Origin of the sequence: Micrococcus flavus, assembly GCF_014204815.1 — a bacterium.
Taxonomy (GTDB): Bacteria; Actinomycetota; Actinomycetes; order Actinomycetales; family Micrococcaceae; genus Micrococcus; species Micrococcus flavus.
The window spans coordinates 310,068-331,097 of the sequence record NZ_JACHMC010000001.1; the positions used below are offsets into that span (position 1 = coordinate 310,068).

Annotated in this window: 17 protein-coding genes, 1 tRNA gene and 1 pseudogene; 15 read left to right on the forward strand and 4 right to left on the reverse strand. The window is 74.4% G+C overall.

From position 1 onward, the window contains the following. Window positions 1–65 precede the first annotated feature (65 nt). The 7 genes from BJ976_RS01525 to BJ976_RS01555 all read left to right on the forward strand — a co-directional run bounded on the left by BJ976_RS01525 (window position 66) and on the right by BJ976_RS01555 (window position 8,765). A complete protein-coding gene (locus BJ976_RS01525; RefSeq protein WP_135029913.1) occupies window positions 66–737 on the forward strand; it encodes a copper resistance CopC family protein in 672 nt (223 codons plus the stop codon). A gap of 114 nt (window positions 738–851) precedes the next feature. Then, window positions 852–1,529, forward strand: a complete 678-nt coding sequence (locus BJ976_RS01530) for a copper chaperone PCu(A)C (RefSeq protein ID WP_135029911.1) — start codon at window positions 852–854, stop codon at window positions 1,527–1,529. Beyond that, window positions 1,516–2,922: a Dyp-type peroxidase gene (locus BJ976_RS01535; RefSeq protein WP_135029909.1), complete on the forward strand. Its 1,407-nt coding sequence runs from the start codon at window positions 1,516–1,518 to the stop codon at window positions 2,920–2,922. The genes BJ976_RS01530 and BJ976_RS01535 overlap by 14 nt, the downstream gene beginning before the upstream one ends. A 52-nt stretch (window positions 2,923–2,974) precedes the next feature. Next, window positions 2,975–5,233: a bifunctional copper resistance protein CopD/cytochrome c oxidase assembly protein gene (locus BJ976_RS01540; RefSeq protein ID WP_376698695.1), complete on the forward strand. Its 2,259-nt coding sequence runs from the start codon at window positions 2,975–2,977 to the stop codon at window positions 5,231–5,233. Then, complete coding sequence (locus BJ976_RS01545; protein WP_229667279.1) at window positions 5,223–6,083, forward strand: hypothetical protein; 861 nt, start codon at window positions 5,223–5,225, stop codon at window positions 6,081–6,083. The genes BJ976_RS01540 and BJ976_RS01545 overlap by 11 nt, the downstream gene beginning before the upstream one ends. 87 nt (window positions 6,084–6,170) lie before the next feature. Further along, window positions 6,171–8,246 (forward strand): NHL domain-containing thioredoxin family protein, encoded by a 2,076-nt coding sequence (locus BJ976_RS01550; protein WP_135029905.1) that lies wholly within the window; start codon window positions 6,171–6,173, stop codon window positions 8,244–8,246. 42 nt (window positions 8,247–8,288) lie between these two features. Further along, window positions 8,289–8,765 (forward strand): flavodoxin domain-containing protein, encoded by a 477-nt coding sequence (locus BJ976_RS01555; protein WP_135029903.1) that lies wholly within the window; start codon window positions 8,289–8,291, stop codon window positions 8,763–8,765. Between the two features lie 212 nt (window positions 8,766–8,977). On the opposite strand, the gene BJ976_RS01560 is transcribed toward BJ976_RS01555, so the two are convergent. Further along, window positions 8,978–9,952, reverse strand: a complete 975-nt coding sequence (locus BJ976_RS01560) for an AEC family transporter (protein WP_135029901.1) — start codon at window positions 9,950–9,952, stop codon at window positions 8,978–8,980. 281 nt (window positions 9,953–10,233) lie between these two features. Between BJ976_RS01560 and BJ976_RS01565 the strand changes: the two genes are divergently transcribed. Continuing rightward, window positions 10,234–10,683 carry a DUF2087 domain-containing protein gene (locus BJ976_RS01565; protein ID WP_135029899.1) on the forward strand — a complete coding sequence of 150 codons (450 nt, stop codon included), beginning with the start codon at window positions 10,234–10,236 and terminating at the stop codon, window positions 10,681–10,683. Window positions 10,684–10,750: 67 nt separating this feature from the next. On the opposite strand, the gene BJ976_RS01570 is transcribed toward BJ976_RS01565, so the two are convergent. The 3 genes from BJ976_RS01570 to BJ976_RS01580 form a co-directional block, all read right to left on the reverse strand. Then, window positions 10,751–10,824 (reverse strand) — tRNA-Gly (locus BJ976_RS01570). A 37-nt stretch (window positions 10,825–10,861) separates the two neighbouring features. Beyond that, window positions 10,862–12,103, reverse strand: coding sequence for a cation:proton antiporter (locus BJ976_RS01575; protein WP_135029897.1), 1,242 nt, complete (start codon window positions 12,101–12,103; stop codon window positions 10,862–10,864). Window positions 12,104–12,157: 54 nt separating this feature from the next. Next, window positions 12,158–12,637, reverse strand: coding sequence for a cation:proton antiporter regulatory subunit (locus BJ976_RS01580; protein WP_135029895.1), 480 nt, complete (start codon window positions 12,635–12,637; stop codon window positions 12,158–12,160). Window positions 12,638–12,702: 65 nt separating this feature from the next. On the opposite strand from BJ976_RS01580, the gene dcd reads away from it, so the two are divergent. The 7 genes and pseudogenes from dcd to BJ976_RS01615 all read left to right on the forward strand — a co-directional run bounded on the left by dcd (window position 12,703) and on the right by BJ976_RS01615 (window position 21,030). Further along, complete coding sequence (gene dcd, locus BJ976_RS01585; RefSeq protein WP_135029893.1) at window positions 12,703–13,284, forward strand: dCTP deaminase; 582 nt, start codon at window positions 12,703–12,705, stop codon at window positions 13,282–13,284. Then, a pseudogene (locus BJ976_RS01590) lies at window positions 13,215–14,618 on the forward strand (MFS transporter); the annotation flags it as partial. The gene dcd and the pseudogene BJ976_RS01590, both read left to right, overlap by 70 nt. A 42-nt stretch (window positions 14,619–14,660) precedes the next feature. Next, window positions 14,661–17,819, forward strand: a complete 3,159-nt coding sequence (locus BJ976_RS01595) for a Na+/H+ antiporter subunit A (protein ID WP_135029891.1) — start codon at window positions 14,661–14,663, stop codon at window positions 17,817–17,819. Continuing rightward, on the forward strand, window positions 17,819–18,373 hold the full coding sequence (locus BJ976_RS01600; RefSeq protein WP_184231880.1) for a sodium:proton antiporter: 555 nt from the start codon (window positions 17,819–17,821) through the stop codon (window positions 18,371–18,373). The genes BJ976_RS01595 and BJ976_RS01600 overlap by 1 nt, the downstream gene beginning before the upstream one ends. Continuing rightward, window positions 18,373–20,001: a Na+/H+ antiporter subunit D gene (locus tag BJ976_RS01605; RefSeq protein ID WP_221419380.1), complete on the forward strand. Its 1,629-nt coding sequence runs from the start codon at window positions 18,373–18,375 to the stop codon at window positions 19,999–20,001. The genes BJ976_RS01600 and BJ976_RS01605 overlap by 1 nt, the downstream gene beginning before the upstream one ends. Further along, window positions 19,988–20,695, forward strand: coding sequence for a Na+/H+ antiporter subunit E (locus tag BJ976_RS01610; protein ID WP_135029885.1), 708 nt, complete (start codon window positions 19,988–19,990; stop codon window positions 20,693–20,695). Before BJ976_RS01605 ends, BJ976_RS01610 begins: the two co-directional genes overlap by 14 nt. Continuing rightward, complete coding sequence (locus BJ976_RS01615; RefSeq protein WP_135029883.1) at window positions 20,692–21,030, forward strand: MrpF/PhaF family protein; 339 nt, start codon at window positions 20,692–20,694, stop codon at window positions 21,028–21,030. The genes BJ976_RS01610 and BJ976_RS01615 overlap by 4 nt, the downstream gene beginning before the upstream one ends.

The following is a 21,030-nucleotide window of genomic DNA, read 5'->3' on the forward strand; positions in this document are numbered from 1 at the left end:
GCGCGTGCCCCCACCCCAGCGACTCGGCCCGCCGGCATCCGCCGGACCGGGCCGGGGAGGACCCCATGCACCATCAGTCACCCCTTCATGCCACCCTGGCCGCCTGCGCCGCCACCGCAGCGATCGCGGTCGCGGCGGCCGGACCGGCCGCCGCGCACGACGAGCTGATCGAGGCCGTGCCCGCGGACGGCGCCACCCTGACCGAGGCCCCGGAGGCCGTGACCCTCACGTTCTCCGGGGAGCTGATCGACGGCCAGGGGATCCAGAACCTCGTGCAGGTGACGGACGCCGCCGGACACCAGTGGCAGGACGGGGCGGCCACCGTGGACGGGCCCACCCTCACCGCGCCGCTGTGCGCGGACCTGCCCCGGGGGGAGTACGACGTCGCCTATCGCATCGTCTACTCCGACGGGCACTCCGAGGAGCGTGCCCTCGACTTCACGGTGGAGGACCCGCAGGCCCCGGCCCCCGGGACCGCCCCCTCCGGCTGCGGCATGGCCGCCGCCGGCGCCGCGGTCGACCCCGCGAGCGCGGAGTCGACCCCCGCAGGGGCGTCCACCGCGGACGACGCCGACGCCGACCCCGCTCCCTCCGAGGGCGGCTCCCAGGAGGTCACGGACACCACCGGCCCGGCCGTGCCCGGCTGGGTGTGGGTCGCCGGCCTGGCGGGCCTGGCCGTGATCGGCGTGGGATTCGCCGTGCTGGGGCGCAAGGCGCGCGCCCTCGACCACCGCTGAGCGGCCCCGCTCCGCTCCCTCCTCTGACACCGGTGGCCACGGTCCCCTCCCGGTGCAGGCCCTCGACGGGCCGCGCCGTCCACCGTCCGGCCCCTCCTGACAAGGACACCCACCATGACCACCCAGCACACCCCCCTCTCCACCCGCCGTCGTCTGTCCCTCGCCGCCGTGCTGGCGGCCGGTGCCCTCGGCCTCAGCGCGTGCGCCGGGTCCGGCGAGTCCGCGCCGGCCTCCGCGGCGTCGAGCGCGGCCTCAGCGGCGTCGAGCGCGGTCTCGTCCGCCGCCTCGGCGGCCTCCACGGCGGCCGCGTCGTCCTCGGTCGAGTCCACCGGCGCGGCCGCGTCTTCCGAGACCTCGGACGATGCCCCCCTGACCATGACCGACCCGTGGACCAAGGCCACGGACGGCATGATGACCGGCTCGTTCGGCGTCCTCGAGAACACCTCGGACCAGGATGTCCACGTCGTGTCCGTGACCTCCTCGCTCACCGACCGCGTGGAGCTGCACGAGATGGTCCCGGGTGAGGACGGGCAGATGGTGATGCAGCAGAGCCCGGACGGGTTCACCGTGCCCGCCGGCGAGACCTTCGAGCTGGTCCCGGGCGGCAACCACGTGATGCTCATGGGGCTGGCCGAGCCGATTCAGCCCGGCGACGAGGTGACCTACACCCTCGAGACCGAGGACGGGGACGTCCTCGAGGTCACCTCGGTGGCCCGCCCGTTCACGGGCGCCAACGAGTCGTACCACGGCGGCGAGGCCTCCGGCTCGGAGGGCGGCCATGGGGACAACTGACCCCGACCCGGCACGCGACCGGACCCAGAGCACGCCGGCGGGGGACGCCCCCGCCGCCGGGCCCTCGCGCCGCGGCCTGCTGTTCGGCCTCGGCGCGGCCGGCGGCGGGCTGCTCGGCGGGGCGCTCGGCTACGGGGCGGGGGCCGCGCAGGCGGCCCCCGCCCCGGGCGGACCCGTCCCCGGGGCGGACCCGTCGCCGTCGGGCGTCATGGAGGACACCGGGATCGAGGGCGAGGTCGGCCGTGCCGGCTGGGCCGAGCCCGGGGGAGAGGCCTCCCGCGTGGCGGTCAGCTCGCCCGTGGGCACCGACGTGGTGTCCTTCCACGGGCCCCGCCAGGCCGGGATCGACACCCCCGCCCAGACCCACGCCGTGTTCCTCGCCCTGGACCTGAAGCCGGAGACGGACCGGGACCGGATCGAGGCCCTGCTGCGCCTGCTCACGGACGACGCCGCACGCCTGACCCAGGGGCGCGCCACGCTCGCGGACACTGAGCCCGAGCTCGCCGCCGCGCCCGCCCGGCTCACCGTGACGTTCGCATTCGGCCCGGAGCTCGTAGCCCGCGTGGCGCCGGAGCGGGCGCCGGAGTGGCTGGGCCCGCTGCCGGCGTTCGAGCAGATCGACGCGCTCGAGGACCGCTGGTCGCACGGGGACCTGCTGCTGCAGATCTGCGGCGACGACCGGATCTCCGTGGCCCACGCCCGGCGCATGCTGGGCAAGGTGGCCCGGCCCTTCGCCGAGGTGCGCTGGGTGCAGGAGGGCTTCCGCGCCGCACGCGGCGCCCACCCCACCGGCACCACCATGCGCAACCTGTTCGGCCAGGTGGACGGCACCGCCAACCCCCAGGCCGAGTCGCCGGCGCTCGAGCGGATCGTGTGGGGCGCGGGACCGGAGGCCGCGGCCGCCGGCATCTCGCCCTGGATCGCGGACGGCACCTCCCTGGTGATCCGTCGGATCGACATGCTGATGGACACGTGGGACGAGCTGGACCGGTCCGCCAAGGAGAAGGTGATCGGCCGGCGCCTGGGCTCGGGCGCGCCCCTGACGGGCGAGCACGAGAACGACGCCCCGGACTTCTCCGCCGTGGCACCCACGGGCCTGCCCGTCATCCCGGACATCTCCCACCTGCGCCGGGCCCGCATGGACACCCCCGAGTACGGGATGCTCCGCCGGGGCTACAACTACGACGACGGCGCGGGCGCCTCCGGCACGGGTGCAGGCCTGATCTTCGCCGCCTTCCAGGCGGACGTGGACCGGCAGTTCGTGCCCGTGCAGACCCGGCTCGCCGCGTCCGACCACCTGAACATCTGGACCCGCCCGGTGGGCTCCGCGGTGTTCGCCGTCCCGCCCGGCTGCGCCGAGGGCGGGTTCGTGGGCGAGGCCCTCTTCGCCTGATCCCCGCCCGGGGCGCCCTCCGGCGCCCCGGGTCCCGCCCTGCGATGGGAGAATGGACCCCATGCCCGCCACCTCCGTCACGACGCCGCGCCCCGGGCGCGGCGCCTCCGCCCCGTCCCCCTCGAGCGGCTCCGAGGCCGCCGCCCGCCGCGGCGTGCCCCGGGCGGTGGGCGTGGCGGCCGCCGTCGTCGGCGTGCTGGCGCTGGTCACGGCGGCGTGGGTGACGGGGATCGCGGCCCCCCGGACCCTGTCCGACCCGGGGGTCCTGACGCGGTGGGGCGTGCCCGTGGGCAAGGCGGTCAACAACACCGCGATGGCCATGACCATCGGCGCGCTGATCTTCGCCGCCGGCATCCTGCCCCCGCACGCGGCCGGCACGGAGCGCTGGCACCAGTCCAAGCGGCAGCGCGAGCAGGCCGCCCGGGACGGGGAGGTGCTGCCCGAGCACCCGGCGTTCCGCCGGACCCTGCAGGTGGCCGCCGTGTCCGCGGGCGTCTGGACCCTCGCGGCGCTGACCGTGGGCGTGCTCTCCTACTCGGACCTGGCCGGCATCCCGGTGACGGCCGGCCCCGACTTCACCGCGGGCCTCATGGCGTACACGCTCGACATCTCCGTGGGCCAGGCCTGGTTCTGGGTGACCGTGGTGGCCGCCGTCGTCACCACGCTGGCCATCGGGGTGCGCTCCCACACCGGCCTGTTCTGGACGGGCATCCTGGCCATGCTGGGCATCGTCCCGCTCGCGCTGATCGGCCACGCGGCCGGTGGCGACGACCACTTCGGCGCCGTCAACTCGATCGGCCTGCACCTGCTCGGTGTGGTCGTGTGGGTCGGCGGGCTGCTCGTGCTCCTCGCGATCTCCGACACCCTCGTCGGCCCCAACGGGGCCCAGGGCCGCGGCGCCGCCCAGCGCCGCCAGGGTCCGGCGCCGCTGCTGCACACCGCCCTGAGCCGGTACTCCGTGCTCGCGGGTCTGGCCCTGGTGACGGTGGCGCTGTCCGGGGTGGTGAACGCGTCCGTCCGCATGGACGACCCGGCGCAGCTGCTCAGCCCGTACGGCCTCCTCGTGCTCGCCAAGGCCGGGGCCGTGCTGCTCCTCGGCGGCATCGGCCTGTTGCACCGCCGATGGATCATCCCGCGCCTCGCGGGGACCGCCGGGGCGGCCGGTCCGGGCGCCCCGGCGCCGCTCGAGGAGAGCCCGGCCCCCGCGCGTCGTCTGCTGTGGCAGCTGATCGCGGTGGAGGCCCTGGTCATGGCGGCGGTGATGGGCGTGTCCTCCGTCCTGGCCCGGACGGCCCCGCCCGTGCCCGAGGAGCTCGCCCCGGACGCCACCCCCGCCCGCATCCTCACCGGCTACGAGCTGCCCCCCGAGCTCACCGGCGCCCGCTGGATCACCTCGTGGCGCTTCGACTGGCTGTGGGTGGCGATCGTCGCGTTCCTGGCCCTCTGGTACGTGCGCTCCGCGTGGCGGCTGCACCGCCGCGGCGACGGCTGGCCCGTGGCCCGGACCGTGTGCTGGCTGATCGGCCTCGCGATCCTCACCTGGGCCACCTCCGGGGCGCCCGCCGTGTACGGCATGGTGCTGTTCAGCGCCCACATGGTGGGGCACATGGTCCTCACGATGATCATCCCGCTGTTCCTGGTGATGGGCGCGCCGATCACGCTGGCCCTGCGTGCCCTGCCCGCCCGCACGGACGGCACCCGCGGCCCCCGTGAGTGGATCCTGTGGATCGTGCACTCCCCGTGGGGTGCGGTCGTCACGCACCCGATCGTGGCGGGCGTGAACTTCGCCGGCTCGATCCTGGTGTTCTACTACACGGACTTCTTCCGGTTCTCCCTGGAGTACCACCTGGGCCACGAGTTCATGAACGTGCACTTCCTGCTCACCGGCTTCATCTTCGCCACCGTCATGGTGGGTGTCGATCCGCTGCCCAGCCGGCCCGTCTATCCCCTCCGGCTGGTCCTCCTGCTGGCCACCATGGTGTTCCACGCGTTCATCGGCGTGTCCATGACCGGCTCCACCGGGCTGCTGCAGGCCTCCTGGTTCGGCAACCTCGGCCGGGACTGGGGGCCCCCGGCCTTGGAGGACCAGCGGATCGGCGGCGCCATCATGTGGGGCATCGGCGAGTTCCCCACGGTGCTCATGGCGGTCACCGTGGCCGTCCTCTGGTACCGCAGCGACCGCAAGGCCGCGGTGCGGATCGACCGTCAGGCGGACCGCGACGGCGACGCCGAGCTGCACCGCTGGAACGAGATGTACGCCGCCATGAACCACCCGACCGCCGCCGCCCGGGAGGCCGACCGTGACCGCTGACGCCCGCACTCCTGCCCGCACCCCCGGCCGGCCGGACGGGCCGCACCCGCATCGCCGCCACCGGACCCGCGGGCGAGCGCTCGTGGCGGCGGCCGGCGTCGCCGTGCTGGCGCTGACCGGCTGCTCCGCGGAGGAGGAGCCCGCGGGCGCGCAGCAGGCGGGGACGCCGTCGTCGGCCGCCGGCGCCCCGGGCGGACTCGAGCTGGGCGACCGGCCGGACCAGGTCCGCGCCGAGGCCGCCGCCGCGCGCGCGGCCACGTTCGGCTTCACGCGCCAGGCCGCGGCCGGGGCCGAGGAGGTGGAGCAGGCCCGGCAGGACGCCCGCTCCCGCGCCACGGACGGCGGGCGGATCGAGGTGCAGCCTGCCGCGTGCAAGGCGCCGCTGGCGGCCCTGGACTTCTCCCCGATCCTGTTGGAGCAGGAGGAGGTCACACGGGTCGACGTCGGCGCGGAGACCTTCGCCGGTACGGGCACCGTGGAGGTCGCCGCGCTCGACGGCGAGGGGCGTCGTCGCGTGGAGCGCCATGTGCAGACCGTGGACGCGTTGCTCGCCGACTGCGGCACCATGGAGGTCACCTCCCGGGAGGACGGTGAGACCGCCACGTACACCCTGCGGATGCGGGAGGCGGACCTCTCCGAGGGCACACCCGCGCAGTCCGGCTACGTGTACACGCGCACACCGCAGGGGCAGGACGCGCCCGCCTCGGCGGCGCAGATCCTCACCGCGGTGGCCGGGGACCACGTGGTCATGGTGTCCTTCACGGGCCAGCCGGAGGCCGCCGAGCGCCAGTTCACCCTCATGGCCGAGGAGATGCTGGCCGCCGCCCTGAAGGGGCCGGCCGAGGGCTGACGCCCTGGCCCGGAGGAGGGGACGCCGTGTGACGCGCCCCGTCCGCCCGGGGCGCACACCGCAGGCGGGTGCACCACAATGGACGGCATGACCGAGCAGCACACCCCCGCCGAGGCCCCGTCCGTGCCCCGCGCCGCGTCCCGCGTGCGCGCCTCCTCCCTGGTGGGGCGGCGATGGCTGAACACCGGCGGCGATCAGGTCACCCTCGAGGACCTGCGCGGCAAGGTGGTGGTCCTGGACTTCTGGACGTTCTGCTGCATCAACTGCCTGCACGTGGCGGACGAGCTGCGCCCGCTCGAGGCCGAGTTCGAGGACGTGCTCGTGACCGTGGGCGTGCACTCGCCCAAGTTCGAGCACGAGGCGGACCCGGACGCCCTCGACGCCGCCGTGGAGCGGTACGAGATCGCCCACCCCGTCCTGGACGACCCGGAGCTCACCACCTGGCAGGCGTACTCGGCCCGCGCGTGGCCCACGCTCGTGGTGGTGGACCCGGAGGGGTACATCGTGGCGCACCTGTCCGGCGAGGGACACGTGGCCGGCCTGTACTCCCTCGTGCAGGAGCTCGTGGCCGAACACGAGGCCAAGGGCACCCTGCACCGCGGCTCCGGCCCGTACGTCCCGCCGGCCCCCGTGGCCCGCGACCTGAAGTTCCCGGGCAAGGCGATCGCGCTCGGCGGCCGCGGCACCGAGCCCGGCTCCCTCCTCGTGGCGGACACCGGCCACCACCGGATCGTCGAGGTGGCCTCGGACCTGACCACCGTCCTGCGCGCGGTGGGTGGTGGGGACCCGGCCCAGGCCCCCGCCGAGGCCGCCGAGCTCGCCCTCCCGACGCCGGGCATGCGCGGCCACCGCGACGGCGGACCCGACGAGGCCCTGTTCAGCGAGCCCAACGGGCTGCTCCTGCTGCCGGAGGACGTCGCGGCGGAGGTGGGGTACGACGTCGTCGTGGCGGACACCGTGAACCACCGCCTGCGCGGGCTGTCCCTGGCCACGGGCGAGGTGACCACGCTGGCCGGCAACGGCGTCCAGAAGCTGATCGACTCCGAGCGCGTCCGCGAGGCGGCCCGGGATGAGGAGGGCGTGGCCGTGGACCTCGCGGACATCGACGCCGACCCGCTCGCCGTCTCCCTCTCCTCCCCGTGGGACGTGGCCTGGGACGCCGCTGCCGGCCGCGTGATCGTGGCCATGGCCGGCACCCACCAGCTGTTCTCCTTCGACCCCGTGGCCCGCGTGCTCTCCGTGTGGGCCGGCATCGGCCTCGAGGGCCTCACCGACGGTCCCGCCGACGAGGCGTGGTTCGCCCAGAGCTCCGGCCTGTCCGTCGACGCCGAGGGCACGCTGTGGGTCGCCGACTCCGAGACCTCGGCCGTGCGCCGCGTGCGCACCGGGGACGACGGCGCCCGCACTGTGGACACCGCCGTCGGCACGGGCCTGTTCGACTTCGGCCACGTGGACGGGGACCCGGCGCAGGCGCGCCTGCAGCACCCCCTGGGCGTCACGGCCCTGCCGGACGGCTCCGTCCTCGTGGCGGACACCTACAACGGTGCGATCCGCCGGTACGCGCCCGAGTCGACCGACGCCGCCGGGCGCGCCGTGCCGGCGTCGGTGTCCACGGTGACCCGTGGCCTGGCCGAGCCGGCCGACGTGCTCGTGGAGCACGGGGAGGACGGCGCCCCGCAGGACATCGTGGTGGTGGAGACCAACGCGCACCGGCTCGTGCGGATCGCCGTGCCCGGGGAGTACCTCACCGTGGACGAGGGCGCGCGCCAGACCGCCCGCCCGCGCACGGACGTGGTGGCCGGCGAGCTGGAGCTCACCGTGGGCTTCGCCGCGCCCAGCGGTCAGAAGCTGGACGAGCGCTGGGGCGACCCCACGCAGCTGAAGGTGTCCTCCTCGCCCGAGTCGCTGCTGCTGGACGGGGCGGGCACGTCCGTGGGCCTGACCCGCACGCTGCGGCTGGACCCCGAGGCGACCGAGGGCGTCCTGCACATCACCGCGCGCGCCGCGGCCTGCGACGGCGAGCACGGCCGGCCGATCCCGGACAACGCCGCGTGCCACCTGTACCAGCAGGACTGGGGCATCCCGGTCCGCGTGCACGCCCGCGAGGCCGCTCCCGAGGGCGCGGAGACCCGCCTGGACCTGGACCTGCGCGGGCTACACTGAGCCCGACCTCCCCGCGACGCCGATCCGAAGGACGCCCGACACATGACCACCCTGATCGTGACCGCCTCCCACCACGGCTCCACCCGGGAGATCGCCGAACGCGTGGCCGAGGTGCTGCGCACCACGCAGCAGGTCGAGACCGTGGTGGAGGACGTGGCCGGCTCCGCCGCGTGGCTCGACACCGCCGACGCCGTGATCGTCGCCGCCCCGGTGTACGGCGGGAAGCTGGAGAAGTCGGCGAAGGCCTTCCTCGACTCGCGTCGCGCCGAGCTGGCCCGGAAGTCGCTCGTCATCCTGTACTCGGGCGCCGCCCCGCTGCCGGACCGCCGCCTGGCCGAGCAGCTGGCCACCTACGGCGCCCGCGAGGTCCGCTACGTCCGCGGCGCGCTCGTGGAGGAGCGCCTCAGCGGGCTGGAGAAGCTCAAGATCACGCTGGTCAAGGGCCAGTACGGCGACTTCCGCGACTGGAACGCCATCGAGCACTGGGCCAAGGGCCTGGGCGGCCACGGCGTCTCCTGACCTGCCCCTCGCTTTCGTTCGGGAAACGGTCCCTCCCACCCCGCTTCCGTTCGGGACACGGCGCCGACGACGACGGGCGCCCACCGCACCAGGTGGGCGCCCGTCGTCGGGTGCGGGGGGTCAGCGGAAGAGGCCGCCGAGCAGTCCTCCGCCGGAGCGGCGTCGGGTGCCGAAGACGCTGCGCACCACCTCGCGGCCGATCTGCGTGCCGGCTAGGCCAGCAGCAGCGCGACGGCGATCATCGCCGGGATCGCCACGATCGTGGTCACCAGGACGGTGTCCTTCGTGACGCGCTCGCCGGACTGGTAGCGCACGGCCGTGACATACGTGTTCTGCGCGGTGGGCAGCGACGCGAGCACCACGGCCACGAACACGCCGCGCGCGTCCAGGCCGAACACGAACTGCGCCAGGAGCCACGCGATCAGCGGGTGCACCAGCAGCTTCACCGCGGAGGCCAGGAGGGTGTCCGCGCGGCGTCCGCCGGCCCGGGACAGGGGAACGGACCCCACCAGGGACATGCCGAACGCCAGGAGCATGGCCGGGATGGACAGCCCCGCGATCAGCTCGACCGCCTCGTTCAGCGGGCCGGGCAGCGCCCACCCCGTGACGGAGAAGAGCAGGCCGGCGAGCGCGCCCAGGATCATCGGGTTCAGTGCGGTCTGGCGCAGCTGGGCGAGCACGGGGCGGGGGCGGGGCACCCGCCGGGGGCGTCCGTCGTCGTCGTCATCCCGCGCTTCGCGCGCCGTGGACCAGTCGAGGACGGCCACGTAGAGCGGGGTGTAGATGCCCAGCTGGAACATCAGGGCCGGCGCGGCCAGGGCGGGGTCCCCGAGGACGTAGGTGGCGATCGGGATGCCGAGGTTGGCGGAGTTCACCAGCGATGCGCTCAGCCCGGACATCACCCGCTCGGACACCGGGCGCGGGCGCAGCAGCGGGATCGACACCGCGAGGAACAGTCCGGCCGCGAGCAGCGCGGACAGCGTGGCCACCCACAGCTGCGGACCGAGCACCGTGAGCACGTCCGCGCGCGAGAGGGTGACGAACAGCAGCGCGGGGCTGCCCACGAAGAACGCCGTCCGGGAGAGCACCACGCGCGCCTCCGCGCCCAGCACCTCCGACCTCCCGAGGCCGAAGCCCACCGCGATGATCACCCACACGATCGCGAAGCCGGCGAGGACCTCGGACATGGCGGTGCCTCCTCGAACGGGTGGGGGGTCGGGTCCCTGCGAGCATACGCACGCCTGCGGTACCGTGACGCCCACGGCGTGCCCACCGCCGAGCGACCCCGCGGCCCAGCCCCGCGGACCGTCGCGAAGGGGAGTGGATCCTCGGGCCCGGCCGCCGCGCGCGGCCGGTGGCACCTGCACACGTCCGCACACGTCCGGGGGCACGACGACGTCGCCCCTCCGGTCCGGCACGGTCCCCGCGGCGCCCGGCGGCTGGGGAGGGCGCCCGGAAGGATCCCGAGATGACCGCCCACGCCGACCGCAAGGACCTCGCCCGCGCCCGCATGCAGCGCACGGGGGAGACCTACACCGCCGCCTCCGCCGCCCTACGCGCCGAGTGGGAGGAGGCCGAGCGCTTCCATGCGAAGACCGTGCACACCTTCTTCGACGGCCCCCGCCTGCGCTCTATCCCCGCCCGCCGCAAGGCCCGCGTCAGCGTGCTCTTCGAGCTGCTGCGCGGCTTCCGCGCGGGCCGGGACTATCCGGAGCGCGAGGTCAACGAGATCCTGCGCCGCGCGCACGACGACGTCGCCTCGCTGCGGCGCGAGCTCGTGGACTACGGGCTCCTGGAGCGCGAGGCCGGCGTGTACCGCGTGCCGGAGGAGCCGCCGGACCGGGACCCGCGGTTCACGGAGGACCTCCCCGCGGACCACGACCACCGGTTCCGCAGGACCGTCCGCGCGGGGGAGTGAGGGGCGGACGTCCCCCGGACGCGAACGGGGCCGGACCTCTGGGAGGTCCGGCCCCGGCGTCGTGCGGTGGAGCGGGCGACGGGAATCGAACCCGCGTATCTTGCTTGGGAAGCAAGCGCTCTACCATTGAGCTACGCCCGCGCAACCGGTCCGCAGTGCGTCCGGCGCTCGCCCTACCCTACACCAGAGGCGCCTCGCGCGTCCGGCGCTCCGCCCGCTCCCGGGCCGCGGCGGCCCGTCGCCGGCCGAACCCGTCCGCCGAGCGGGTGAGCACGGGTCCGGCCACGGCCAGGATCAGCACGTACGCGGTGGCGAAGGCGGAGACCTCGGGCGGCATGCTCCCGGAGGCCACGGCCAGGCCCGCGATCACGATGGAGAACTCGCCGCGGATGGTCAGCGCCGCCCCGGCGCGCCAGCGGCCGGCGATCCCGATCCCCGCGGCCCGCGCCGCGAGGTACCCGGTGAGCAGCTTGGTGGCGGCGGTGACCACGGCCAGCGCCAGGGCGCCGAGCAGCACGGGCGGCAGGGTGCGCGGGTCCACGTTCATCCCGAAGAGCACGAAGAACAGCGCCGCGAACATGTCCCGCAGCGGCTCCAGGACGGACCGGGCCTGCTTGGCCGCCGCACCCGAGACGGCGATCCCGACCAGGAACGCGCCGACGCCGGCGGACACCTGCAGCGCGCCCGCCACGCCGGCCACCAGCAGCGCGAGGCCGAGGACCTTGAGCAGGAACGTCTCCTGGTCCGGGGAGTGCACCAGGCGGGAGATCTGGGGGCCGAACCGCAGGGCGGTGAACAGCACCGCCGTCACCACCACGAGCGCGATCCCCACCGCCTGCAGACCCGCCAGGAACGCGCTGCCGGCCACCAGGGCCGTCATCAGCGGCAGGTACACGGCCATGGCGAGGTCCTCGAACACGAGCACGGAGAGCATCACCGGGGTCTCGCGGTTGCCCACGCGGCCCAGGTCGTTGAGCACCTTGGCGATGATGCCGGAGGAGGAGATGTAGGTGATGCCGCCCAGGACGACGGCGCCCACCGCGCCCCAGCCCAGCAGCCAGCCCGCCACGGCGCCCGGGGTGAAGTTCAGGGCCACGTCCAGCAGGCCAGCGCGCCACGACCCCCGCAGCCCGGTCATCAGCTCGCGGGCCGAGTACTCCAGCCCGAGCGTGAGCAGCAGCAGGACCACGCCGATCTCCGCGGCCAGCGTGCTGAACTCGTCGATCGCCCCCACGGGGCTGTGCAGGTCCCCGGAGGCGTCCACGCCGGAGACCACGAGCCCGCCGACGCCGATCATCAGGCCGCCGAGCAGGTACAGGGGCACGGGGGACATGCCGATCCGGGCGGCCACGCGCCCGAGGATCCCGAGCAGGAGCAGGACCGCGCCGAGCTCGATCAGCGCGAGCGTGGTGCCGTGCATCCCCGTCTCCTTCCTCCTCCGGGCGGCCGGGCGGGACCGCCCCGGCACCGCGACTCACACGGCCAGCAGCTTCTCCGCCTGCCGCACGCCCTCGCCGGTGCCCACCACGATCACGAGGTCCCCGCCCTCGAGCAGGAAGTCCGGCCCGGGGGAGGGGTGGGTGACGCCGGCCCGCACCACGGCCACGATCGAGACCCCCGTGCGGGTGCGCATGCGGGTGGAGCCGAGCTCCTCGCCCGCGTAGGGGGACTCGTGCGGCAGGATCAGCTGCCGCGTGGTGATGCCGGGCAGCTCGGCGTGCTCGTCCTCGAGCTGGGCCACCAGGCGCGGCCCGGCCAGCAGGGCTCCCAGGCTGGCGGCCTCGTCCAGGGTGAGCGGGATGGACGCGGCGCACGCGTCCGGGTCGTCGCGGTCGGAGAGGATCAGGTCGGTCTGCCCGTCGCGGTGGGTGACCACGCCGATCCGGCGCCCGGCGGCGATGTCGAGTTCGCGGCGCACGCCGATCCCCGGCAGCGGGGTCTCGTTCAGGCTCATGCGGCACATCGTAGACGCGCCGCTGCGCCGGTCCGCTCCGCCCGCCCCTGCGCTACCGTGATCCCGTGCTGCTCTCCGACCGCGACATCCGCGCCGAGCTGGCCTCCGGCCGCATCGGCCTCGACCCGCTCGAGACCTCGATGGTCCAGCCCGCGTCCGTGGACGTCCGACTGGACCGGTTCTTCCGGCTGTTCGACAACCACCGGTACGCGCACATCGACCCCGCGCAGGAGCAGGACGAGCTCACCCGCCTCGTGGAGGTCGACCCCGCCGAGCCGTTCATCCTGCACCCCGGCGAGTTCGTCCTCGGCTCCACCTACGAGCAGGTCACCCTGCCCGACGACGTCGCCGCGCGCCTCGAGGGCAAGTCCTCGCTCGGCCGGCTGGGCCTACTGACCCACTCGACCGCCGGCTTCGTGGACCCGGGCTTCACCGGTCACGTCACCCTCGAGCTGTCCAACGTGGCCACGCTGCCGATCACGCTGTGGCCCGGCATGAAGATCGGCCAGCTGTGCTTCTTCCGGCTCTCCTCGCCCGCCGAGACCCCGTACGGGGCCGGGGGCAACAAGAACCGGTACCAGGGCCAGCGCGGCCCCACCGCCTCCCGCTCGCACCGGGACTTCCACATCACCCGGATCGAGCGCTGACCGTGGCGGCCGCCCGGCTGGGCCACCGCCGGCAGGTGGCGGCCTGGGCCCTGTGGGACTGGGGGTCCGCGGCGTTCAACGCGGTCATGGTGACCTTCGTGTTCGGCACCTACCTGGCCTCGGACGCCTTCGGGCCCGACGACCGGGGCACCGCGTGGCTGTCCGCGGCCAACGCGGCCGCCGGCGTCGTGGTGGCCCTCACCGCGCCCGCCATGGGGCGCCGCGCGGACGGGGCGGGGCGGCGCCGACTGTGGCTGGGGCTGACCACCGCCGTGGTGATCGCGGCGACGGCGGCGTGCGTCCTCGTGGCGCCCGAGCCCGGACTGCTGTGGCTGGGGGTGAGCCTGATCGCCCTGGGCACCGTGGCGTTCGAGTTCGGGGAGGTGCACATCAACGCGATCCTCGTGCAGATCTCGACGCCGGCCACGATCGGCCGCGTCTCCGGCATCGGCTGGGGCGCCGGATACCTGGGCGGGATCGTCCTGCTGCTGATGGTCTACGTCGGGTTCGTCTCCGGCGACGCCCACTGGTTCGGCGTGCCGGAGGCCGAGGCCTGGAACATCCGCGTGGTGGCGCTCGTGGCGGCGGCGTGGTTCCTGGTCTTCGCGATCCCGGTGCTCGTGGCCGTCCCCGAGCAGCCCCCCGCCCGCCGGGCGGACGGCGCCGCACGCCGCGAGTCGTTCCTGGAGTCCTACCGCGGGCTCGGCCGGACCCTGGCCCGCCTGTGGCGCGAGGACCGCGTCACCCTGCGCTTCCTCATCGCCTCCGCCGTGTTCCGGGACGGGGTGGGGGCCGTGTTCGTCTACGGGGCCATCCTCGGGACCACGCTCTACGGGATCGACGCGGGGGACGTCATCCTCTTCGCGATCGCGGCCAACGTGGTGGCGGCCCTCGGCGCGTTCGTCGGCGGCCGCCTGGACGACGCACTCGGCCCCCGGCGGGTCATCCTCGTCTCCCTCGCCGCGATGGTGGCGGCCGCCGCCGGGCTCGCCCTGGCCTCCGGCCCGCGGGCCTTCTGGGTCGGCGGCCTCCTCCTGTGCCTGTTCGTGGGCCCCGTGCAGTCGGCCTCCCGGGCGTTCCTCGGCCGCCTCACCCGCCCGGAGACCGCCGGCGAGGCGTTCGGCCTCTACGCCACCACCGGACGGGCGGTGGGGTTCATCACCCCGGGGCTCGTGGCGCTCGCGCTCGCGGCGGTCCCGGACAACCGCGTGGTGATCCCCGTGATCGCGCTGGTCCTCACGGTCGGCGGGCTGCTCCTGCTCCGCGTCCCGGAGCTGCCCCGGAAGGGCGGACCGGGAGCGGAGCGGGGGGTCATGCCTGGTCGGGTCGGCTAAGGTCAAGGGGACCCTCGCCCCCGCCGCCGTCGAAGGGACTCCATGCTCGTCCTGCTGACCGCCCTCTTCGCCGTCGCGCTCCTGGCCCCGGTGATCTTCCGGCGGACGGGGCGGCGGGGCTTCCACGTGCTGGCGCTGGTGCCGGCCGCCGGGTTCGTCTGGGTGCTCACCCAGCTGCCGCGCGTCACCGCCCTCCAGGACGCCCTGGACCGCGGCGCGCCGGTGCCCGCCGGCTCCGCCCACCTCGAGCGGGTGGTCCCCTGGGTGCCCTACCTGGACATCGAGCTGACGTTCCGGATGGACGCCCTGGCCGCGTTCATGTCCCTGATCGTCCTGGGCGTCGGCGCGCTGGTGCTCGCGTACTGCGCCCGCTACTTCCGCGCGCACGAGCCGCGCAACGCGGTCTTCGGCGCCCAGCTGCTGGCGTTCGCCGGCGCCATGTTCGGGCTGGTCACCACGGACGACGTCATGGTGCTCTACACCTTCTGGGAGATCACCTCGGTGCTCTCCTTCCTGCTGATCGGCTACTCGGGGCACCGCATCTTCGCGCGCCGCTCCGCGATCCAGGCGCTGATCGTGACCACCTTCGGCGGTCTGGCGATGCTCGTGGGCCTGATCATGCTCGCGGTGCACGCCGGCTCGTGGCGGATCTCCGGCATCCTCACCGCCGCCCCGGGCCTCGTCGACGACGGGATGCCGCGCGGGCTGCTGGAGGCCGCCGTCGCGCTCGTGCTGGTCGGCGCCCTGTCCAAGTCCGCGCAGGTGCCGTTCCACTTCTGGCTGCCCGCCGCCATGGCCGCGCCGACCCCGGTGTCCGCGTACCTGCACGCGGCCGCCATGGTGAAGGCCGGCGTGTTCCTGGTGGCGCGGCTGGCCCCGGGCTTCGCCGAGCTGGGCTCGTGGCAGGTGCTCGTGCTCGGCGTCGGCCTGTGGACCCTCCTGCTGGGCGGCTGGCGCGCCCTGCGCCAGACCGACATCAAGCTCGTGATCGCGTACGGCACCGTGTCCCAGCTCGGCTTCCTGATGGTGGCCAACGGCCTGGGCACGCGGGACGCGGCCATGGCCGGCCTGGCCATGCTCCTGGCGCACGCGCTGTTCAAGGCGCCGCTGTTCATGGTGGTCGGGGTGATCGACCACGAGGCCGGCACGCGTGACCTCCGCCAGCTCTCCGGCATCGGGCGGCGCCACCCCTGGCTGGCCGCCGTGGGCGTGGTGGCGGGCGCCTCCATGGCCGGGCTGCCGCCCCTGTTCGGCTTCGTGGCCAAGGAGTCCGTCCTGGAGTCCCTGCTGCACCACGCCGAGCACACCGGCACGGCGTGGGGCTGGGCGCCGCTCGTGGGCCTGGCCCTGGGCTCGGTGCTGACGTTCGCCTACACGTGGCGGTTCCTGTGGGGCGCGTTCGCCACCAAGGGCCCGCGGGACTCGGAGGCCGGGGAGCCCGTCCCGGTCACCCGCTTCCACTCGGCCCTGACCCCCGAGGACCTCGCGCCCATGGCGGTGCTGGCCCTGGCGTGCGTGGCGCTGGGCATGGCCCCCGGCGCCGCCGAGGGCCTCATCCGGGCCCACACGCACGCGCTGCCCGCGCTCGAGCCCGGGAGCACGCCCGCCTACCTCGCCCTGTGGCACGGCCTGACCCCGGTGCTCGCGATCTCCGCCGGCATCTGGCTGGCCGGCGCGCTCCTGGCGCTCGCCCGCCGCCCGTTCGCCCGTCTCCAGGCCCGGACCGCGTTCCCGGTCGAGGCCGCCGGGGCCTACCAGCGGATCATGGCCGGCGTGGACACGGCCGCCGTGCGGGTCACCGGCCGCACGCAGACCGGCTCGCTGCGTCGCTACCTGTTCATCATCCTGACCACCGCCGCGGGCCTGCCCGCCCTCGCCATGGTCTTCCCCGCGGGGGAGGAGGGCCGGGTGCTGGCCCTGGCCTTCCTCGAGGCGGACCTGCGGGCGTTCGAGACCCCCGTCCAGCTGGGGATCGTGCTGATCGCGTGCTGCGCCGCCGTCCTGGCCGTCCGGGCCCGCCGTCGCTTCATGGCCCTCATGCTGGTCTCCGTGACCGGCTACGCCGCCGCCGCCCTCTTCGCGCTGCGCGGCGCCCCCGACCTCGCCATCACCCAGGTGCTGGTGGAGACGATCATCCTGATCACCGCCATCCTCGGCCTGCGTGTCCTCCCGCCCGACTGGCACTCCAGGACCACCGGTCGACGCCGGCTGCCCCGCCTCGTGCTCGGCGTCGGCTTCGCCCTCGTGATGATGTGGGTGGCCGCCACGGCGCTCGGCGCCCGCACCGCCGAGCGGGTCTCCCTGCCCATGCCCGAGCTGGCCTACGAGTTCGGCTACGGCGCGAACGCCGTCAACGTGACCCTCGTGGACCTGCGCGCGTGGGACACGTGGGGCGAGATCACCGTGCTGGCCGCCGCGGCCACGGGTGTGGCCTCCCTGGTGTTCCTGGAGCACCGGGACAAGCGCCGCCGGGACCTGGCCACCGTGGTCCCCGGCAGCGTGGGCAACTACGGCACCGACTCCGCCCTCGGCAGCCGCGAGCTGTCCGTGGTGCGCAGCTTCGCCGTGGACGACCGCAACGACCAGTGGCTCACCGCGGGCCACACGATGGCTCCGGAGCGCCGCTCGATCATCCTCGAGGTGGTCACCCGGTTCCTGTTCCCCGCACTCATGCTGCTCTCCGTGTACCTCCTGCTCGCCGGTCACAACACCCCGGGCGGCGGCTTCGCCGGCGGTCTGCTCGCCGGCCTGGCGCTGACCCTGCGCTACCTCGCGGGCGGGCGCTACGAGCTGCAGGAGGCCTCCCGCATCCCCGCGGGGGCCCTGCTGGGCCTGGGCCTGGGCGTCGCCACCGTCACCGGCATGGCCCCGCTGCTGTTCGGCGGCCAGGTGCTGCAGTCCTACAAGGTCGAGTTCCACGACCTGCCGCTGTTCGGGGACTCGGTCAAGCTCGTCACCGCCACCGCGTTCGACATCGGCGTGTACCTCGTGGTGATCGGTCTCGTGATCGACGTCCTGCGCTCCCTGGGCGCGGAGATCGACCGCCGCGGCGAGAAGTGGCAGGGCGCCCGGCAGCGGGCCGCCCGCCGCCGCACCCGGCCGCGGCCCCTGCGCCCGGGGCCGCGCCCCTCGCCCGAGCCGGCGCCCCGCGCCGCCGAGCCCCAGACCGATCCCGTCCGCCCCGAGGAGGCCACCCCGTGATGACTGTGGACCTCGCCCTCCTGCTGGTCATGGGCGTCATGTTCGCGTGCGGCATCTACCTGCTGCTCGAGCGCAGCCTCACCCGGATCCTGCTGGGGATCATGCTGGTCAACAACGCCGCGGTGGTGCTGCTGTTCCTCGCCTCCGGCGGCGTGGGCCGCTCGCCCCTGTACGAGGCCGGCACGGACCCGCGCGCCTACAGCGACACGCTGCCCCAGGCCCTGATCCTCACCGCGATCGTGATCGGCTTCGCCACCACCGCGTTCCTCGTGGCCATGATCTACCGCGGGTGGCAGCTGCTGCGCCTGGACGACGTCGCCGCGGACGTCGAGGACCTCAAGGTCGCCTCGCAGTCGTCCTGGGACGCCGAGGACGACTCGGTGCTCACGGAGGAGACGTCCGAGTTCATGGACGACGCCGCGGACCCCAACGCCGAGTACGAGCGGGCCACGGCGTCCGCCCCCCGTGCGGTGGACGCGGCCGCGCGGTCCCGGCCGCGCCACGGCCGTCCCGTGGTGCGCTCCGGCTCCTCCGAGGGGGGCGATCGTCCGTGATGATCGGAACGACGCCTCTGACGGACCTCGCGCCCCTCTCCGTGATGCTCCCCGTGCTCGGGGCGGCGGTCACGTTCGCGCTCGTGGGCCGCGCCCGCGCCCAGGTCGCCGTCACGGTGACCGCCCTGACGCTGACCCTGGTGCTGAACTGCCTCCTGCTGGCCGACGTCTGGACCTCGGGGGTGGCCGCCGTCGAGATCGGCGGGTGGGCCGCCCCGGTGGGGATCTCCCTGGTGGTGGACCGCCTCTCCGCCCTCCTGCTGGTGGTCTCCTCGCTGATCACGCTGGCGGTGCTCCTGTACGCCTCGGCGCAGGGCGTGATCAGCCATGACCAGGGCGGCCCCGTGAGCATCTTCCACCCCACCTTCCTGGTGCTGGTGGCCGGCGTGTCCACCGCGTTCCTGGCCGGGGACCTCTTCAACCTCTTCGTGGGCTTCGAGATCCTGCTGACCTCCTCGTACGTGCTCCTGACCCTCGGCGGCACCGAGCAGCGGATCCGGGCGGGCATCACCTACGTGGTGGTCTCCGTGGTCTCCTCGGTCATCTTCCTGATCGCGATCGCCATGATCTACGCGGCCACCGGCACCGTGAACATGGCGGACCTGGCCGTGAAGCTCGGCGAGCTGCCCACCGACGTGCAGATGGTCCTGCACACCCTCCTGCTGGTGGGCTTCGGCATCAAGGCCGCCGTGTTCCCGCTGTCCTTCTGGCTGCCGGACTCCTACCCGACGGCGCCCGCGCCGGTCACCGCCGTCTTCGCGGGCCTGCTCACCAAGGTGGGCGTCTACGCGATGATCCGCACGGAGACCCTGCTGTTCCCGGGGGAGCACGTGAACGACCTGCTGATGGTCTCGGCCGCGCTGACCATGATGGTGGGCATCCTCGGCGCGCTGGCCCAGACGGACCTCAAGCGCATCCTGTCCTTCATCCTGGTCTCGCACATCGGGTACATGATCTTCGGCCTCGCCCTGGCCACCCAGGTGGGCCTGACGGCCACGGTCTACTACGTGGGCCACCACATCACCGTCCAGACCGCCCTGTTCCTGGTGACGGGCCTGATCGAGCAGCGGGCGGGCACCGCCAACATCGACCGTCTCGGCTCGCTGGCCAAGGTCTCGCCCGTGATCGGTGTCCTGTTCCTGCTGCCGGCCCTCAACCTGGGCGGCATCCCGCCGCTCTCCGGATTCTTCGGCAAGGTGGGCCTGCTGCGCGGCGGTGTCCAGGACGGCGGCCCGCTGGCGTACACGCTCGTGGGCGTCTCCGTGCTCGCCTCTCTGCTCACGCTGCTCGTCCTCGTCCGCGCCTACACGCGCGCGTTCTGGCGCAAGGTGGAGGACGTGGAGCACCCGACGCCGCAGCTCGTGGCTGCCTACGAACGCGTCACGGCGCGCGGCAAGCGGCTCAAGCCCCTCGCGATGGGCCTCGTCCTGCCGACGGCCGGGCTCGTGGCCATGACCCTGGCGTTCACCGTCTTCGCCGGACCCCTGTACGACCTCGCCGACCGGGCTGCGACGGACATGCTGGACCGCTCGCCGTACATCAGCGCGGTGCTGGGGCCCGAGTCCGCCGAGCGCGCCGCCGTGAGCCTTCGCCACGACCCGACGGAGGTGCACGATGCCCGCAACTGACCCCACCGCCGTCGCCGCCGAGCGTCCGGCCCCCACCGAGGGCCGCGGGTCCCTCCTGCGGCAGTGGCCGCTGCTGCTGGGCATGGTGCTGCTGTGGTGCGCCGTGTGGCAGGACTTCTCCCCGCACGTGATGCTCACCGGCGTCGTGTTCTCCCTGCTGGTGCAGGTGCTGTTCCCCATGCCCCCGGTGCCCTTCGCGGACCGCTTCCACCCCGGGCACGCGCTCGTGTTCACGGGCCGGTTCCTGTGGGACGTGGTGCGCTCGTCCGTGTCCGTGACCGGGGTGATCCTCACGCAGGGTCGCCGCGTGCGCAGCTCCGTGGTGCGGGTGCCCCTGCGCAGCCACAACGACATCGTGCTGACGCTCGTCAGCCACGCGCTGGCCCTCATCCCGGGCTCGATCGTCCTGGACGTGGACCGGGCCGGCGCCGTCCTGTACCTGCACGTGCTGGACGTACACACGGACGCGGACATGGACGCGTACCGCGCCACCGCGCTGGACGTGGAGGCGGGCATCATCCGCGCGGTCGGCTCGCGGGCGGATATGGCCCTGCTGCGCGCGCATCCGCACTCCGCCCCCTCGTCCGAGGGGATGACGGACCGGCGTCGCCACCCCGCCTACCGCACCGAGCTGCTCCCGGACACGCCGGGCCCGGCCGGCCCCACCGACGCCGAGCGAGGAGGACCCCGATGACCCCGCCCCTGCTGGTGGCCGCCTGGGCCGGCGGAGCACTGCTCCTGATCGGCGCGGTCGCATCCGTCTACCGGATCGTGAAGGGACCCTCGCTGCTGGACCGGGTGGTCGCCACGGACGTGCTCCTGGTGGTGCTGTCCTCGGCGCTCGTCCTGGACATGGCCGTGCGGGAGCACACGGACACCGTGATCCTCGTGCTGCTGGCCGCCGCGGTCGGCTTCCTGGGCTCCGTCACGGTCGCCCGGTTCGTGGAGGACCGCCGACCGGACCACCCCCAGGAGGAGAACGCCCTGGTGCCGGGCACCTCGGACGTCCCCACCCGAGAGGAGGCCTGA